This is a genomic window from Mycobacterium simiae (assembly GCF_008370645.1).
Lineage (GTDB): Bacteria > Actinomycetota > Actinomycetes > Mycobacteriales > Mycobacteriaceae > Mycobacterium > Mycobacterium simiae_A.
Window position 1 is genome coordinate 1 of sequence record NZ_VTZN01000130.1, and the last position, 15,388, is coordinate 15,388.

Annotated in this window: 19 protein-coding genes and 1 pseudogene; 5 read left to right on the top strand and 15 right to left on the bottom strand. The window is 64.5% G+C overall.

Annotation, left to right across the window (positions count from 1 at the left end):
- Together F0Q45_RS18570 and F0Q45_RS18575 are read right to left on the bottom strand one after the other, a co-directional pair.
- On the bottom strand, nucleotides 1-561 hold a 561-nt coding region (locus F0Q45_RS18570; protein WP_373425028.1), incomplete at its 3' end, for a YncE family protein.
- Nucleotides 562-945: 384 nt separating this feature from the next.
- Nucleotides 946-1,725: a DUF427 domain-containing protein gene (locus F0Q45_RS18575; RefSeq protein ID WP_149655337.1), complete on the bottom strand. Its 780-nt coding sequence runs from the start codon at nucleotides 1,723-1,725 to the stop codon at nucleotides 946-948.
- A gap of 84 nt (nucleotides 1,726-1,809) precedes the next feature.
- On the opposite strand from F0Q45_RS18575, the gene F0Q45_RS18580 reads away from it, so the two are divergent.
- Nucleotides 1,810-2,322, top strand: coding sequence for a nitroreductase family deazaflavin-dependent oxidoreductase (locus F0Q45_RS18580; RefSeq protein ID WP_262491056.1), 513 nt, complete (start codon nucleotides 1,810-1,812; stop codon nucleotides 2,320-2,322).
- Between the two features lie 4 nt (nucleotides 2,323-2,326).
- Here F0Q45_RS18580 and F0Q45_RS18585 read toward each other — a convergent pair whose 3' ends face one another.
- Nucleotides 2,327-3,811: an esterase-like activity of phytase family protein gene (locus F0Q45_RS18585; protein WP_373425029.1), complete on the bottom strand. Its 1,485-nt coding sequence runs from the start codon at nucleotides 3,809-3,811 to the stop codon at nucleotides 2,327-2,329.
- Between F0Q45_RS18585 and F0Q45_RS30285 the strand changes: the two genes are divergently transcribed.
- Nucleotides 3,783-3,917: a hypothetical protein gene (locus F0Q45_RS30285; RefSeq protein WP_373425030.1), complete on the top strand. Its 135-nt coding sequence runs from the start codon at nucleotides 3,783-3,785 to the stop codon at nucleotides 3,915-3,917. The genes F0Q45_RS18585 and F0Q45_RS30285 overlap by 29 nt on opposite strands.
- 550 nt (nucleotides 3,918-4,467) lie before the next feature.
- Here the strand turns inward: F0Q45_RS30285 and F0Q45_RS18590 are convergent.
- The 7 genes and pseudogenes from F0Q45_RS18590 to F0Q45_RS18620 all read right to left on the bottom strand — a co-directional run bounded on the left by F0Q45_RS18590 (nucleotide 4,468) and on the right by F0Q45_RS18620 (nucleotide 10,277).
- A complete protein-coding gene (locus tag F0Q45_RS18590) occupies nucleotides 4,468-4,815 on the bottom strand; it encodes a hypothetical protein (protein ID WP_262491057.1) in 348 nt (115 codons plus the stop codon).
- Nucleotides 4,815-5,936 carry a phage major capsid protein gene (locus F0Q45_RS18595; protein WP_149655338.1) on the bottom strand — a complete coding sequence of 374 codons (1,122 nt, stop codon included), beginning with the start codon at nucleotides 5,934-5,936 and terminating at the stop codon, nucleotides 4,815-4,817. Before F0Q45_RS18595 ends, F0Q45_RS18590 begins: the two co-directional genes overlap by 1 nt.
- 30 nt (nucleotides 5,937-5,966) lie before the next feature.
- Complete coding sequence (locus F0Q45_RS18600) at nucleotides 5,967-6,317, bottom strand: hypothetical protein (RefSeq protein WP_149655339.1); 351 nt, start codon at nucleotides 6,315-6,317, stop codon at nucleotides 5,967-5,969.
- An 8-nt stretch (nucleotides 6,318-6,325) separates the two neighbouring features.
- Nucleotides 6,326-6,781, bottom strand: coding sequence for a hypothetical protein (locus F0Q45_RS18605; protein ID WP_149655340.1), 456 nt, complete (start codon nucleotides 6,779-6,781; stop codon nucleotides 6,326-6,328).
- Nucleotides 6,778-7,425 carry a hypothetical protein gene (locus F0Q45_RS18610; protein ID WP_149655341.1) on the bottom strand — a complete coding sequence of 216 codons (648 nt, stop codon included), beginning with the start codon at nucleotides 7,423-7,425 and terminating at the stop codon, nucleotides 6,778-6,780. The genes F0Q45_RS18605 and F0Q45_RS18610 overlap by 4 nt, the downstream gene beginning before the upstream one ends.
- A complete protein-coding gene (locus F0Q45_RS18615) occupies nucleotides 7,422-8,804 on the bottom strand; it encodes a phage portal protein (RefSeq protein ID WP_149655342.1) in 1,383 nt (460 codons plus the stop codon). The genes F0Q45_RS18610 and F0Q45_RS18615 overlap by 4 nt, the downstream gene beginning before the upstream one ends.
- Nucleotides 8,801-10,277, bottom strand: a pseudogene (locus tag F0Q45_RS18620) (terminase large subunit domain-containing protein). The gene F0Q45_RS18615 and the pseudogene F0Q45_RS18620 overlap by 4 nt, the downstream one beginning before the upstream one ends.
- 14 nt (nucleotides 10,278-10,291) lie before the next feature.
- On the opposite strand from F0Q45_RS18620, the gene F0Q45_RS18625 reads away from it, so the two are divergent.
- Entirely contained in the window at nucleotides 10,292-10,513 is a 222-nt protein-coding gene (locus F0Q45_RS18625; protein WP_149655343.1) for a hypothetical protein, read from the top strand.
- Here F0Q45_RS18625 and F0Q45_RS18630 read toward each other — a convergent pair.
- From F0Q45_RS18630 to F0Q45_RS18650, 5 genes are all read right to left on the bottom strand, one after another.
- Nucleotides 10,510-10,953, bottom strand: a complete 444-nt coding sequence (locus tag F0Q45_RS18630; RefSeq protein WP_149655344.1) for an HNH endonuclease — start codon at nucleotides 10,951-10,953, stop codon at nucleotides 10,510-10,512. The two genes, F0Q45_RS18625 and F0Q45_RS18630, sit on opposite strands and share 4 nt — an antisense overlap.
- Nucleotides 10,950-11,225: a hypothetical protein gene (locus F0Q45_RS18635; RefSeq protein ID WP_149655345.1), complete on the bottom strand. Its 276-nt coding sequence runs from the start codon at nucleotides 11,223-11,225 to the stop codon at nucleotides 10,950-10,952. Before F0Q45_RS18635 ends, F0Q45_RS18630 begins: the two co-directional genes overlap by 4 nt.
- Nucleotides 11,222-12,607 carry a hypothetical protein gene (locus F0Q45_RS18640; RefSeq protein ID WP_149655346.1) on the bottom strand — a complete coding sequence of 462 codons (1,386 nt, stop codon included), beginning with the start codon at nucleotides 12,605-12,607 and terminating at the stop codon, nucleotides 11,222-11,224. The genes F0Q45_RS18635 and F0Q45_RS18640 overlap by 4 nt, the downstream gene beginning before the upstream one ends.
- Nucleotides 12,608-12,811: 204 nt before the next feature.
- Entirely contained in the window at nucleotides 12,812-13,447 is a 636-nt protein-coding gene (locus tag F0Q45_RS18645; protein ID WP_149655347.1) for a hypothetical protein, read from the bottom strand.
- Between the two features lie 98 nt (nucleotides 13,448-13,545).
- Nucleotides 13,546-13,800 (bottom strand): helix-turn-helix domain-containing protein, encoded by a 255-nt coding sequence (locus F0Q45_RS18650; RefSeq protein ID WP_149655348.1) that lies wholly within the window; start codon nucleotides 13,798-13,800, stop codon nucleotides 13,546-13,548.
- A gap of 131 nt (nucleotides 13,801-13,931) precedes the next feature.
- On the opposite strand from F0Q45_RS18650, the gene F0Q45_RS18655 reads away from it, so the two are divergent.
- Both F0Q45_RS18655 and F0Q45_RS18660 read left to right on the top strand, forming a co-directional pair.
- Nucleotides 13,932-14,459: a helix-turn-helix domain-containing protein gene (locus F0Q45_RS18655; protein ID WP_149655349.1), complete on the top strand. Its 528-nt coding sequence runs from the start codon at nucleotides 13,932-13,934 to the stop codon at nucleotides 14,457-14,459.
- Nucleotides 14,459-15,388 (top strand): tyrosine-type recombinase/integrase (locus F0Q45_RS18660; RefSeq protein WP_149655350.1); only part of this gene is annotated, 930 nt, incomplete at its 3' end. The genes F0Q45_RS18655 and F0Q45_RS18660, both read left to right, overlap by 1 nt.

Consider the following 15,388-nt stretch of genomic DNA (forward strand, 5'->3'; position numbering starts at 1 on the left):
CGCCCCGTCGGAGCTGATGCGCACACATTCCGCAGTGGTGCCCGGTGTGATCGCGATGTCGATGGCCGCCACCCGGCCCGTCGTGGTGTCCAGGACTGCGACATCGGCACCCCGAGTGCCGTTGCGGCTCGCGTAGACGTATCTCCCGTCCGGGCTGACGGTCAGGTCGCTGACGCTCAGCGTAAGTGGATGGGTGGCGACGACGCTGTTGGTAGCCACATCAACAACGCCAATCGAGTCATACGCTGGCGACACCATGCTGATGTACGCGCGGTCGGCTTGCGCACTGCTGCTGGCGATCGCAAACGGCTCCGCGACGCCGGCGATGGTCCCCAGGACCCGGCAGGTACCGGTATCGATCACCGACACGCTGCAGTCGCCATAGTTGGTCACGATCAGCCGACGTCCGTCGGCGGTGACATCGATGCCCGCGATGGGGCCATTGTTCACGCGGATCTCCCCGGTGACCGGCAGATCCGCCGCCGCGCCGAGTTCGAGAACTTGGGCTGCTCTGCCGTCCCGACCGTCCCGGCCGGTGTGTTGGCCATTCACATCGCTCACGTTGGCACCGCCTTTGCTCTGCTGCGTGGGCTACGGACGTCGCGACAGCTTTGTGCGACACTGACCGCCCGGACCACTCCGGGGGTACCCGGATTTGCCCACCCGGAACAGTCCTGATTAAGCGTTTTTGAAAGAGTCTAGCCGCTGAATTCTGTCTGAATAGATTTCAATTTCATCCGTGTTACCTAAGTCACTGCACGCCCTCAGGGTGTCCTCAGGATGGATTCGTCGCATATTTCAACGAGCCCTTGTGAGCAAATAGTGACGAAGGCAATTACCCTCGTGATAGGCTCATTTAGCTAACTTGTTGCCTCGCAATTGCGTAGTCGTTAGATAAGGAATTCTTATATTCGGGCGTGCAAAGAGGCAAATATCACAGTGCCGTTAGGTGAACTGCGCGTGCGGCCGCGAAATAGCGATATCGTCGACCATGGTGTCGAGCTTCTCGTTGTAGAAAGCCACCAGGCCGGCGATCGGGGCAACCGCGGGGAGGGGGTAGTGGTAGGTCCACGCCAGGTCTGGCTGTAGGGCATCGCCCGTGCGCACTGACCAGTACTGCGAGGTCGTTCCCTTGTACGGGCACAGCGTCTGCGTCGAGCTGGGTTGCAGGTGCTCGAAGGCCACGTCGGTAGGATCGATGTAAAACCTGGTGGGCAAACCCGTTTCGAAGAGCAGCACGGCTGAGCTGGTGTCGGCGAGGACGACGCCGTCCAGCTCCACCCGGATGTGCCGGTGCGAACGCAGCACGTCGACTCGGGTATAAGGATTACGCGGGTGCCCGTAAATTTGCTCGTCCTCTTCGAACCATCGCAGCGGATCCCAGTCGAATCGCACGGTTCCGGCCAGTGGACTGTCGCTTTCGGCGTCGAATACCCTCGCCGACGACGGGTGTGTCCTGCCCGCGCCGACCAACGAGTGCAGCCGCGACTGGCCGAACTGCACTGTTCGCGGGTGGTTTTCGGGGCGCAGGCACTCGGCACGGACATCGGCGAGCGGAATGTAGTAATGCGGGTAGTAAGGTACTTCCCACACGTAGCGCGCCGCGGTGGTATCGAATACCAGCTCATGGCCCAGATAGCCGCGCACCCGACGCGGCGCGGGCTCGATCCGTCCGCGCGATGCGGCCGGTTGTGGATAGTCACGCTCGTCGATGTTGCTGGTCATGTGTTTGCCCTAACCACTAGTTCGCGGCGCAGCAACGCGAAAGGGATCGCCCCACCAGCGCAACCTATCGACTATTGTCTACCCGTGGCGCTGCGGCGGGAAAGCCCGATTCGGGGGCGGCGGTTGCGGCTCCATGAGGCACTGATGGAGCAGATAATGATGAGTGCGGTGGGCTACCAGTATGCGGCACGCATCGCGCCCCGTATCGACAAAGTCTTGATCCCGCGCACCAACGGCCGGCTGAGCTCGGCCGGCTGGAACAGAGTGGGTCTCCTCACCTCGACCGGCGCCAAGTCCGGCCAGCCACGCACCCAGCCGTTGGCGTTCGTCGAAGAGTCCGACGGGCTGCTGGCGATCGGGTCCAACTACGGGCGACCCAGCCACCCGGCGTGGAGCGCCAACCTGCTGGCACACCCGCAGTGCACCGTCGAGTTCAAGGGTCCGCCCCGGCGATACCGGGCGGAGCTACTCACCGGCGAAGCTCGCGCCGCGGCCTGGGCCACTGCTGCCGATTTCTACGCCGGCTACGAGCAATACCGGGCCAAGTGTGCCCCGCGCGAGATCAGGGTGTTTCGTCTTGGGCCGGTGGCCGACTGAGCAATCAACCGACTTTGATCGCGACCATCACCGCTTCGGTTTTCGGCGGCAACATGGTCGTATCGACGGCGAGAAATTCGCCGTTGTCCTGCGTGCCGTTGGGCAGGATCTTCGGCTTGAGTCGCATCGGAGGGTTGGCCGAAGCCAGGCCGGCCAACCCAAAATCGCTGTCGTTGGCGATGATCAGCGTCTTACCACCGTCCGGGGTGATCAGGCCCTCAATCTTGTCGTGACCGAAGAAATCACCGTTGACGGAAAATGTTCGCACCAGAGCTCCGAGGTCAAGCTTGAGCGTTTTGGCTGCGACGGTGATCCCCACGGCGCTGAGTTTGGCGACGGCCTCGGCATCGGTAGTGACGCCGACAGCGGTCTCGATCGGAACACCATTGATTACCAGGCCGCCGCCGTCGGCCTGGTAGGAGGCGCCAGGCACCGTGGAGCGGGGCCCCACATCAGTAGCCCCGGCTATGTCGACGGCGTAGATCTTCTTGTTCCCGCTGGGGGCAGGCTTGTTGTCACGCTCGGCGACCAGAAAGGTGGTGGCGCTCAGCGCGGTGATCTCCGACACCGCAACGTTCGTCTCCTGCGGATTGGCCAGCGGATAGAGGTACTCGTGGACGATGGCAGGGTCCACCAGGTTGATGGTCACGATGCGGGCGACTGGCACCGACTTGGCCGCGCCTTGCAGTCCCGGGGTCTGCAGGGCAGACTGCATGATCCCCGCCAACGTCGTACCGTCTGGGGTGATTGTCAGCCCCTCCATTCCGCGATTCGAGCTGCGCAGTGACAGCTCGCGGGGCAATGTCCCGTCGAACGGTGAAAGGCGTTCCAGCTCTTTGCCATTGGCGTCGAAATGAATCACGTTGGGGCCGTACTCGTCGGACACCCAGAAGTTACCGTCGCGGGTGGCGACCAGGCCCTCGGTGTCCACCCCATAATCCGACGGCAGCAGTGGCGCGCCGTTGAGGTCCACCAATGCCTCGCCAGTATTAGCCTGGCGGTCGACCAGCCCGACCAACGGAGAACCGTCCGAGCCGTGCAGCGTAATGGTCCGCTCCACGGTCGCCACTCCCTCAGCGAGCTTCAGCTTGGCGATGTAGGGGTGGAAGTCGGGGACCGGCAGCACCTTTTCGTTTGGGATGCGCCCGTCGACGTTGGGCCCGCGGTCGGTGAGGCCGTAGATTTCATCAGCGCTCCCGGGTACCGCAGCAATTCCCGACCCGTGCGCGCTGGCCTGTATGGCGACACCGCCGACGGTGGCCAGGGGCAGCTGATCCTCGGCGTAGAGCTTGACGGCGCGACAGACGGTGACGGTGAGTTCATCGGTGCCGGCAAACCCCGCGTCGGGGGTATAGATCATTGTTCCATTTGGGCCGTAGGTGATACGGCCGTGCGCTGGCTTGGCGAAAGCCACCGGGGTCACGCCGTTCGTTGCGGCCAACATCCGGTCTGGTGTGATCGTGAGAGTGGTACCGCGGCTCGTGCTCAAAGCGTCCGTGCCCGCGTGCGCGGCCTCGGAGTCCGATGTGCTCGACGAGCAGGCCGTCAGCGCAATAGACACCGTTGCCGTCGCGATCAACCGCCGCATCGTGTAAGCCATCCGAATGATTTAGCAGGAAAAGTTGTCTCGTGGGTGTACAGGGGCTAATGCTTGCTGTCGCGCACCTGGTAGGTCGAGGGCAAGAAGGTTTGCCGAACGACGTCATCTACCCCAGCCAGAATCGGCGGGATCCCTACGAGGTGGTGGGCGGCATCGGCTTCTGCCGTCAGTTCTTCAGCACTCGTGACTGGGCCGACCTCATGCCAAGGGGCGTGGGCAAGCGCGTCAGGCGATTTCTCGTCGCAGCGCAGAGCTGTGACAGAGTACGCCAGCAAGGCTTCTAGCTGGCCTTTCTCCCGTGCCCCCAGTCGGACTCGAACCGATTTCAACCTCCTGGTACGAGGTCAGATACTGCCGCTAGCTGCGGAAATACATCATTGTTGTTCACGTCAGTTATGTGTAACTGTGGGCAGATTGTGGGCGCGGTGTGGGCGGTGACCCCCGTGGCGCAGGTGCATCCTCGCCGGAGGAGGCCGGCACGTCGTGGGATGCCCTTGCCCCGTGTACCGATGCGGGGTTTGACGCCGCGCGGGGGGGTCACCGGGCTACTGGGCGCGGACGCGGTAGCGGTTCAGTACGGACAGTTCGGCGAGGTTCCAGCCTTGGAAGTAGGACCGGACGTCCTCGGTGATCGGCCCCATCACATTGCTGCGGCTGACCTGTTCGCTGTTGGAGACCAACCTGGCGGTGGCGGTGATGACGGCCGCTGCGATGTCGGGGTTGGCCACCCCGGCGTGGAAGCCGCGGCCACGGGTGTAGGAGTAGGCCATCGTCGCCACGATTGGCACGGCGGCGGCAACCTTTTCCTGGACAGCGCCGGTAGAGTCAGCGTGACCGAGCAGCGCCATGACGCTCTCGATCGCGTCGTCGTAGTCAACCTCAGGCGTCGTCATTAGGCGGCCGTGAGGACGATGACGGCCTCGGGGTGCAGCAAGCCGAGGTCGTAGCGGGTGACGACGCGGATGCCGATCTGGTCGTAGTCGGCGTACCGCTCGGACAGGATCGTCACCGACGGGGCCAGGTCGCGGGCGATGGCGATTTGGCTGGTGTCGGCCAGGACCGCCTTGCCTTGCTTGAGCTTGTTGGTCACGGTGACCGGTACACCGAAAAGCCGGTAGGTGGGCCCGGAGGTGACGTCGGATTCCAGCAGGTATTTCGCCGACCCGGTTTGCTCTTTGAGCTTGCGTAGGGCGATGAAGTCGGTGCCGTTGACGAACCAGCGGGTGGGGGTGACTTCGGCGGCCGAGGCTAAGGCGATGGCGTCGAGCAGGCTATCAGCGTTGGTGACATCCAGGACGCCGGTTTGGACGCCGGGCTGGTTGATCAGGCCGGTGATGCCGTTGGCGGATTCCCCTTCGGTGGTGGTGACGACGGTAGCGCCTACCGCGTCGAGTTGGTCGACCGCGGTGGCGGCCAGGGCTCCGGCGAAGGTGACGGTGTAGGGGCCGCCGTTGGCGCCGACGACGGTGGCGTTACCGGACCCGATGGTAGACAGCCCCTGCAAGGCCGTTTGCACCGCTGAGGCGGTGGCGGCGTTGGCCAGGCTGCCGGTGGCCTGCCCGCGGAATGCGAGGGTGAACGGGTTGCCGCCGGGAGCGACGGTGACGGTCTGGACTTCGTTGGTGGCCTGCCCCTTGCCTGCCAGCAGGGCTGTGTCGAGCTTGTCGGAGACGACCTTGACCAACCGGTTCTTGAGGGTGGCGTCGATGCCGATGACGGCTTGGCGGGCCAGCTCCCGGCTGTAGCGCTCGATCACCTTAATGGACTTGCGTTCGGTGGGCATCAGGACCACCTCGTCAAACGTGGTGTCATGGTCGCTGGGGATCAGTTCGTTTTCGCCGACGAACCCGACAGTGGACGACTTGGTGAGCTTCGGGATGCGCAGCACCCCGGAGGTGTCAAAGATACGCGGCCCGGAAGACAGGACGACGGAGGCGGCTTCGAGAGGCTGCACCAGCAGCGAGGAAACTTGCTCGGCCAGCAACTGAGGGTTGGCCGCGGCGGATTCAACCATGAGAGTCCTTACGTGACAGAAGAATTGGATTCAGGGAACCCGTGTCACCAGGACAACGATGGGGCCGGCCACCAGGACCGACCCCATCAGAATACTCGGATTGTCACGCAGATCGGTAGTTCGCGGGCGTGTAGCGGGCCGTAGGTGCCGCGAGGATCGCCCGCTAGGTACCAGCGGTGTTGAATCTCCGCACGGGCCAGTAGCTCTGCCCGGCGGTGCGCCGCTAACGCGGGTCCGGCGACGGTACCAGCGCAGCGAACGGCTGCCGCCGCGATAGATGCCGTACAGCGCAGCGGCGGTGACGATCCACCAGAAGACAAACACCAGCGCCGCGACGACCAGTAGTGCGCTGACCAGTAGCGCGGCGAGCTTGACGACCACTTCTTCACCTACTGCGCTTGTTGCCGCAGGATCGCGGCTAGATCCACGTTAGCCGCCGTCCCCGACACTGCCCCCTGTCCGATGTCGCCCATCGGCCGGCGGTTGGCCAGGTGCGGTTTCCGAGCCAGCAAGTCGGTGATCGCGGAAGCCAGCTTGTCGGCATCGTCGAGGTGGTCGGCATTGAAGGGCAGATCGGTGGGGTCAGCGAGTTGCCCGGTGGCCCGGACCAGTTCGGTGTGCAGGCGTTGGGCGTACTGGTCGGCTTGTTGGGCGCGTTGGCGGTAGCGACCGTTCTCTTGGCGCAGTTCCTCGACGTAGGACCGTGGGAAGGTGTCGGGCTCCTGTGCCTCGGATTGGTCACTGCCGTGACCAGTTTCGTCGGTCTGCTCCTCGGAACTTTCAACTACAGTTGAAAGTTCGTCGGCGTTGTCAGCCAGGCTCTCCGCAGTTGGGGTGTCGGTCATGGTTTGTTCCTTTCTAGTTGCCGGGTGAATTGTGTTGATTGGATGCTTTCGGCGAGAACGATTTTCGGTTGGCAGTTGCATCCCTTGTGCGAGGGGAACGGGTGGTCCTTGGGCCAGATACGGCCATCGCGCCACCACCAACGGCAGAGTTGGCAGGGGTCGGCGTCGAGCTGCCTCGTCCAGCCCTCGACCATCGGCTGTGCGGTCATCGCGGCGACACTGGCTTTCTGGCCGGTCTCCAAGGGTTCAGACCGTGCCAGTCGCTCCAACCGCATTTCCGCGGTGTGCGGATCTGCTGTGCCCTCGTGTCTTTGGGATGCGGCGATGTGTGCTTCGGCCTGCTGGACCAGGCCCTCGAAGATGGTGTGCACGGCGAGTAGGAGACGTTCAAGCTCGTCGAGCGGCAGGACGCCGGTGGTGGGGGTGGGCGTGCCTGTGGCTTGCTCGATCTGCATGGCGATGTAGGCGTCGGCCAGGCTGAACGAGGCGGCGTTGGCGGCGTTCACGGTCGCGGCGATGAGCTGCTGAGCTTCGTCGGCGGTCAGATGGCCGGCGCGCAGCGCCGCGTACACCCCGGCCACGCGGACCGCAGCACTGTCGGCCAGGCCCGCGGTCCGGGCCTGGTAATCGTCGACGACCGTCATGCCGCCGGCCTTGGCTCAGGTGTTGCGTTTGCAACAGGTGGTGTTGCCAGCAAGTTGATGCCGGCCGCGTCGAGGGCTTCCGCGCGTCGCGCCACCCGGATTTGGGCGATGTCGTCGTCGCTGTACCCGAGTTTGGCCAGCGCGTAGGAGGCGGGCAGCAGCCCGGCTTGGTAGAGCTTGACCACGGCATCGGCGGCCTGGGCGACGGATCGTGTTGCCGCATCAGCCCATTGGACGCGGGCCTCGAGTTGCAGCGGGTCACGTCCGTCGCGGACGGCCAGCATCAGTTTCGCGACTTGTTCCCATCCGCGGCCGAAGGTGGCTTGGCGGGCTTCGGCGCGCGCGGTCAGGCTGGCCTCGGCCGCCCGCAGCGCATCGGCGGACGCCGGATTATCCGTGAAGACACCGACATAGTGCGCCGGCAGCGTGCTCACGGCCATGATCTGCCCGAGCAGGACATTCACTGCGTTCTCGTATCCGGTCAGCGTGGCAGCGTCGAGCTGTCCGAACTTCGCACCCTGCTCCTCGGAGATCATGGCGCGGTTACCTTCGGGGATCGGGTTGACTTCGGTGGTGACCTGTTCGCCGGTGTCGGGGTCCAAGACGGGGTTGCCGTCGTCGTCGAGCACGGGTTCCTCGGTCAGCTCGATTCCTGTGGCCCAGCGGCGGGGCCGGCCGGTGTACTCCGAGGTGGTCATCATGTCGATCAGCAGCTTGTTCAGCGCATCGACCAAGGTTTTGATGTCGTCGATCTCGCTGCAGCCGCGCTCCCCCAAGATCAGGTCGGCGTTGCGGATGTTGACGACCGGGACCACGCCCAGCGGGTTGACCAGCTTGTCCACCAGTGTGTAGCCGACGGTGGTGGCGCCGGTGGCGTTGGCCCGGTAGTGGCTGATCTGGTCAGGCTCATACAGCATGACCTCAGTGGTGGTCTTGGTCTCCCACCGTTTCGCGGCAGCAACAATCTGCCGGCTTCCCGGATCATGCTGAGCAACAACCTGTTTCGCCGACTCAATAGTGACCTTGGGACGGCCCAGCTTGTCAGCCCACACGATCACGTACGAGTCCCCCAATAGCAGGGCTTCACGGTGCGCGACCCCGGAGAGCTGGTCGAGGTCGTTGCGAATCCAGTCATCCCAGAGGTCGGCGGCGTCTCCGGTGAACCCGGTAATCCGCAGCCGCTCGGCCAACGCGGTCACCGCCAGCCGGGGAATGTTGGAGGCCATCCGCCCGAACCGTTGCCCCAGAGCGGTTTTGGCTTCCGGGGACAGAAACGCCAGCGGCTGCTCACCGCGGTAATACAGGCCCAGTTCGTGGTAGCGGCCGGCCGGCTCGTCCAGACGCTGCATCAGGCTAGTCAACAGTGGATTGTCGGTCATGAGGCGAAACTCCTTGTCTTTCCTCGCTTTTTGTGGGTTGCGCGCCAGGTGGCACGCGAGTGGGCCATGACCAGGCAGGCGGCCAGGTCGATCTTGGGAGCGGTGCGCGACCGCGACCCCTTGGACAGCCGCATACCGCGGGCGTCCTCAATGATGAAGGCGGCCCCGATGTGGGCGGCCAGCGTCGGGTTACCGCTGTGGCTCATGCGGCCGTTGACCGCCGCGGAGTACAGGTCGGTGGTCGCTGCAGTCAGGCGGGCCGGGGAGTGCGGGAACTCCACCACGGGCAGCTTCTCAGCCTCCAACGCCTGCAGGGTGCGGGTCCAGCGGAACGGGTCGGCGATGATCTCCACTACCTGCCAGCGCCGGCAACACGCGCGGATGGTGGCCTCGACGTCGGCGATGGGCACCCGGTAGTCGGTGTCCTTGCGGTGCGGGCGCTCCCCACACCCCGACCACGTCGAAATGCGGCTCCGGGGAGACGGTCCCTACCAGCAGGGCGGTGGTGTCATCGGAGAACGACCCGTCCAGAGCGATCACCACCTCAGCCCGATCCGGCACGCCTTGACCGGTCGATAGGTTGTCCCAGACCTCGACGGGCAGGAACTTGCCTTCGGTGTCGGCGGCCAACTGACACAACCGGGCACGGCGGAACGTCGACTCCCGAGTCTTCGGCGGCAACAACGCGTGCAGGGCGTCGCGGTACAGAAAGTCATCCAACGCGGGGTTGGCCAGCTCCCAGCAGTGCGCACAGTCCGCCGGGTGGTGCTCAAACCCGGCCGCGGAGAACTCCCGCCACATCAGCGATGAGTCCTCGGGATGCTCGGCGGCATAGGCGCGTAGGTCCAGCAACACCTGATCGTCGAAGTTGGGGCCGGGTGTGCCGATGGCCACCAGCGTCGAGCGTTCCCGCTTGCCCTGCGCCAGGGTCAGCACCTCGTAACTGTCCCGATTCGCCACTCCGGCCTCGTCCAGGATCGCCAGCGTGTAGTCCAGGCCCTCCAACCGTTTCGGCTCGGCCGGCAGGCAATGGAACTGGGCGTCACGGGCCGGGATCACCAACCGCTCCTTGAACACCTGGCAGCGGGTCTCCAACTGGTTGTCGAGTTCGACCATCCGCCGGGCGATTCCGAACACAATGCCGGCCTGGCGCTCGTCGACAGCAACCACGCACACCACCGCGCCCTCACCACCGCAGAACAGCTCATACAGTCCCCACGCGGCCACCAACGACGACTTACCCTGACCTCGCGGCAGCATCCACCCCGCCGTACGCGGCTGCGGGTCCGCATCCAGCACCGACCCCACCAAATCCCGCTGCCACACCCGCAACCGCAGCGGCTTCCTGACACCCATGCCCTTCGGCACCTTCACGTAGCGCTCACAGAACCGGGCGAACCGGGCAGACCCCACCGACCGCGACCGCCACGGCAACGGAGTCGGGTCAACTGACGCCTTCGGCCCGGCCTTCATGGCAGGCTCCAAGCATGAAGTTCACAATCACCTGCGCGGACGGCGTCAAAATCAACGGAGACATCTCTGTGGGGCAGGAGTTCAAGGTTGCCGACAGCGGTGTCTTGACATTTTTCGATGCGCCGGAAGGCGAGGTCCGGCACGCAACCGCCTTCTCTCCATCGGCGTGGGTTAGCGTCTCGTATCCCGCAAAGGCCTCGAAGTCGTCCGACCGCAAAGCCTTCGTGATGCCCTAGCACGCATACCCCCCGCGGGTGTGTAACGCCCCCTGCGCCTTACCCCCGCGGCGGAGGCCCTTCTGCCGGGGGGTGCCTCCCCTGGTCTCGCGGGCGGTGATGGCGTCGAGGATGGCCATGCGTTCGTCGTCGGTGCAGCCTGTGGCGCCGCGGCGGCTGTTGCACGGACGGCAGCGGACAGCGAAGTTGAGGGGCTCGTAGGCGAGGCTGGGGTCCTCGTCGATGCTGATGACGTGGTCGACGGTGAGGTCTTCGACGGCACCGCAGTCAAGGCACCACGGCTGGCGGCGGCGGGCCGATGCTGAGGCGGCTTTCCACCGCGCTGGGTTCATGTGCGGGTGGTCGCGGGGCAGGTCCTTGGCGGGTCGCTTGGGTCGATGGTCTTCGCATCGGGACTTTGCTGTGACCTCACCGCAGACGATGCATGGACGGAGGGTCATCGGCCTTCGCCTTGGAGTCGGAGGTCGGCGAGGATGCGGTCGCAGTCCTCTTCGGTGAGGTTGGCGATGTGGTCGCAGGCTAGGCGGATGGCGCCGATCTGGGTGGCGGTTAGCGGGATGATGAACTCGCCGAGGTTCTTGGTTCGTACGGTGAGGCCGATGCCGATCTTGCCCTCGTAATCGAAGAAGAAGAACGCCAGTCCGTCGAGGCCGTCCTGCGGGAAGAGGCCGACGACGTCGTCGGGGAGTTGGTATGGGTTGATGGGGGTCATGCTGTCCGGTCTCCTGTTTGCTGGGTGGCCCGGTTCTTGCCGCGGGTGCGTTGGCGTCGGCGTGGTGGTTGGTGGTCCACCGTGGACCGGTGGTCCACCCCGTGTTTGTGCAGGTCAGATGGGGTGGACGTGTGGTCCACGGGTGGACCTTGGTATACGACCCCCTTGGGGGTTCGACGTGCAGTTATGCGTCCTTCGTTGGAGAGGTCGTTGGCGGCGGCGTCGAAGTAGTCACGGACGTCTGACTTGAGGCTGCGCCTTAGCTGGTTGTGTGGGACTGGTCGACCGTCTGGTGCCCGCGACAGTGCGCGGAGGATGCCGTCCTTGCACCGCTGGAGCCTGCGATCCGAAACGATCTCTTCGCGGTCGGCGGCGGCCAGTGCTCGGGCGGTGTTGGCGCTGCGGGACTGTTCGATCAGTGCTCGCTGGCACCGTTCGCGAGTCCAGGTCGACACGTCCATGACGTATCCGGCGAGTGACCAGTCGGCCGCGGTGACGATGGTTCTGCCGTCGAGGGCCATGAGTGCGGCGGCGATCTTCAGGCGAGTCAGCAGGGCATGGCCGTCCAACGGGTCGACGTTCGGATCTTCACGAAGTACGGCCTGGCGGTGGGCGACAATAGCTTTGCTGGCCGCGTCGGGGATCGCGAGTTCTTGTTCCTGGCCTACGAGTCGTAGGTGGCCTGGTTGTGTGCGATTCCACGCTGGGGTGCGGATCTTCCAGACGCCGGGGTCGGGCGGTGGTTCGTCGGGCGCTTCGGGGTCGCTGGTCGGCAACCACGCGAATCGTTGGGGCAGGCCGCCGTCGCTGGCGGTGATCAGTGGCCCGGACCTGAGTGGCTGGACTCCGACGATCTGGCAGGCCCGGTAGGAGCCGGCTTCGACGATGCTGCGGGTGTCCTTGCCGGCGTTGGCGAATCCGAGCTGCTCGCCGCTGTACATCTTTCTGAGTTCCGCTGAGACGGTGGAGCCTTGGCGGCTGGCGATAGCGAACAGGGTGTCGACCTCGGGGCAGTCGAAAATGGCTGCGCTGACCGGGTTGGGGTCGTCGGGTTTGGTGCCGATCGGTCGAAAGGTTCTACTGACGCCTTCGCCGCTGCCGTTTGGGATGATCTGGACGTGGGGTCCGCTGAAGTGGAAGCACTCCATGGCGGTGGCTGTGGCTGCGCCTTTGCCGCCTCCGGATGGTCCGACGAGCGCGATGAACAGGTTGAGCGACATGCGGCTGCCGACCGTTTTGGGTAGCGCCACGCTGGGCGGCACGGTGGCGGCGGCTCGCGCGAGTACAACGCCCAAGACGGCCCAAGGGCCGACCCGCCGAGCACGTGCCACTGTGAGCACGTGTCGGAGGGCCGGCCGGGCCTCCCAAAATTCAGTCGACATCTTCTCCCTCTGTCGCGATCGCGTTGGCGAGCTGCCTGCCCTCGGGGCTGAGGTGCGCCCAGAGCCGCCTGCAAGCGTCGGTTCTGCCCATTCGGTGCCCCCACCTAAATCCCTCGGCCTTGATTCCGAGATGCGGTTGGCGCCAGCGCCTTCCGGGCGTGTACGGCTTCCACTCGGGCGGTTTGGCGTTGTCGTTCAAGGCAGTCATGTAAGCGCCTCGATCGCATCGGCTACGGCGACCTCGGCGATCAGCAGATCGGCGGCTGCCTCGCGCATCGGACTGGTGTCGCCAGACTTGCTCGCCACGTACTCGATGACGCCGGAAGCCTCTTCGATGCCGGCGTGGAGTGCGGTGAGATTCCGCACCGGGTCAGGGTCGAGGAATGCGCCGATCACCATGTGCAGAATGCCGACCAGCGAGTAAATGACCGCGATCTCGTTGTCGTGGTTCCGTTGTGGCGTTTGCGGCTCGTCGGTCAGCATGTCCCAAATGCGCCACGCCATCCGCCGTGGACCCTGCAGGAAGTCCAAGGGCGCGAGAAGCCCGATGGTGTTGCAGTCGTACTCAGAAAGCCCGTACAGCAGCCGGAGCTGGGCGAGCGAATCGGCGAAGGCGAGCAAGCCCTCGCTGTTGTAGGGCACCTCGGCCGATGCAAGGTTCTCGTCGGCTGCCAGAATCTCTGCTGCCTTCCGCACCCGTTCGTATCGGTCGCCGGTGAAGCGGCCCGTTTCGTCGGCCCCGCAGTCGGGCGTATGGGCGCCGATCCCTTGGCAGCAGGCGCGTGTAGTGCTGTCGACCGGGTAACCGGTGGTTTGGTGGTCGTCGGCGGGTAGTGGCATGATGGATGTCTCCTGTTCTGGTGTGGACGGGCTGCAGCGGCCTCCGCCAGGCGTTCCAGCGCCTGGGTGCACGGGGGCCGTTGGCATTGAGGTGGTCATCAGGCGGCGTCACCACCAATTCGGTTGTCCGCCAGGAACTTCAGCACGTCGCTACGCAAGTAGCGGATTCTCCGACCTACGCGGGTGTAGGGCACGCCACGGTTCAGGTAGCGATCCTGCGCGAGGCTCGCCTCTGTCGTGCCAAGTAGATTCGCCACCTCCTTGGCGGTAGCCAATGGTGGCAGTAGGTGCGTTGGCACCGCACTCGACAAGTCGTTCACAATCGCGGCGACCTGCGCCGTCAACTCGGTCATCGCAAGCGATCTCCATTTCTCTCAGTCATACCTCTATTTGTTGGAGGTATAGATTCAATAGATATCACACGGGGTCAGGGCATGCAATAGTTGCTTGCACAGCTCCATCTTTTGCATGTACAACTACGGGTATGGCGGGCAAGAAGTTGGAGCTGGGAAGCACAGGGCGGCTAGTTGCCGATAACGTGGCCCGTTTACGTAAGACGGCCGGCCTCAACTACACGGAGTTGTCAATTCGGCTGGCCAAACACGGGCGAGATATCCCGCCACTGGCTGTTCGGCGAATCGAGGGTGGAAACCGGCGTGTGGATGTCGATGACCTCGTGGGTTTAGCTCTAGCACTTGAGGTTTCACCAAGCACGCTACTCTTGCCCAAGACCGAAACGGGTGACCAATCGGTAGCGATAACCGGCGTGGATGACAGCGTAGAAGCGCGACGCATGTGGCGATGGCTGCTCGCCGAGTTCCCGTTGACGGTCGACACTGGCGAAGCTGTGGCCGGCTTCCTTTTGCGAGCCAATCCAGCTTGGCTGATCGGCCCCGACAACGAAATCGACGTGATTCAGTCGCGCTCCACGCCGAACACCACCCGGATTGTGCGCAAGTTCGGCCGGAATAAGTTCCTCGAACAGACAGATCTGAGGAACGAGAACGGCTAGTGGCGACGATCAGTAAGTACGAAACATCTTCTGGGGCAACGCGTTACAGGGTCAGATATCGGAAGCCAGACCACCGACAGACTGACAAACGCGGCTTCAAGACCAAGCGAGACGCCGAGATCTTCGCGAACACGGTCGAGGTCGCCAAGCTCCGGGGTGAGTATGTAGCGCCGGCGCTGGGCAAGATCACGGTGGGCGAGCTGGGCCCTGGGTGGCTGTCGCGCCAGGAGGGCGTGATGAAGCCGTCGGCGTATCACTCGGTCGAGTCGGCCTGGCGCGTGCACGTGAAGCCGCGGTGGTCGACAACCCAGATCGTCGACATCACCTACTCGGAAGTGCAGGCCTGGATCACAGAGCTGGCGACGCGGCGCAAGGCCACGGTGGTGATCACCGTCTACTCTGTGCTGGCCCGAATCCTTGACGACGCCGTACTGGACCGCCGGCTCGCGGCCAATCCGGCGCACGGCGTCAAGCTCCCCGTGCGCGCCAGGCGCAAGAACATCTACCTGACCGCCGAGCAGTTGCACGCTCTGGCAGTGGAAGCCGGGCGATACCGGTCGCTGGTGCTCTTGCTCGGCACGGCCGGCCTGCGGTGGGGTGAGGCGGCTGCACTGCGCGTGTCCGACGTCGATTTCCTTAAGCGCAAGATCGTGCTGCACGAGAACGCGGTCAGTGTCGGCAGCAAGGTCCACGTCGGCACCCTCAAGTCCGGAAAGAACCGAACCATTGCGTTGCCTGCGTTCGTCGTCGTCGAGCTGGCCCGGACATGTGAAGGCAAGGAACGTGACGAGCTGCTGTGGGCGGCGCGGACCGGGGGATACCTCGGGCCGCCGTCATCCCACGACTCTTGGTTGTCCGGTGCAGTCGATCGCTGCCGGAAGGCCGACAAGACGTTCCCCCGGATTACAGCGCACGCGTTGCGTCACACC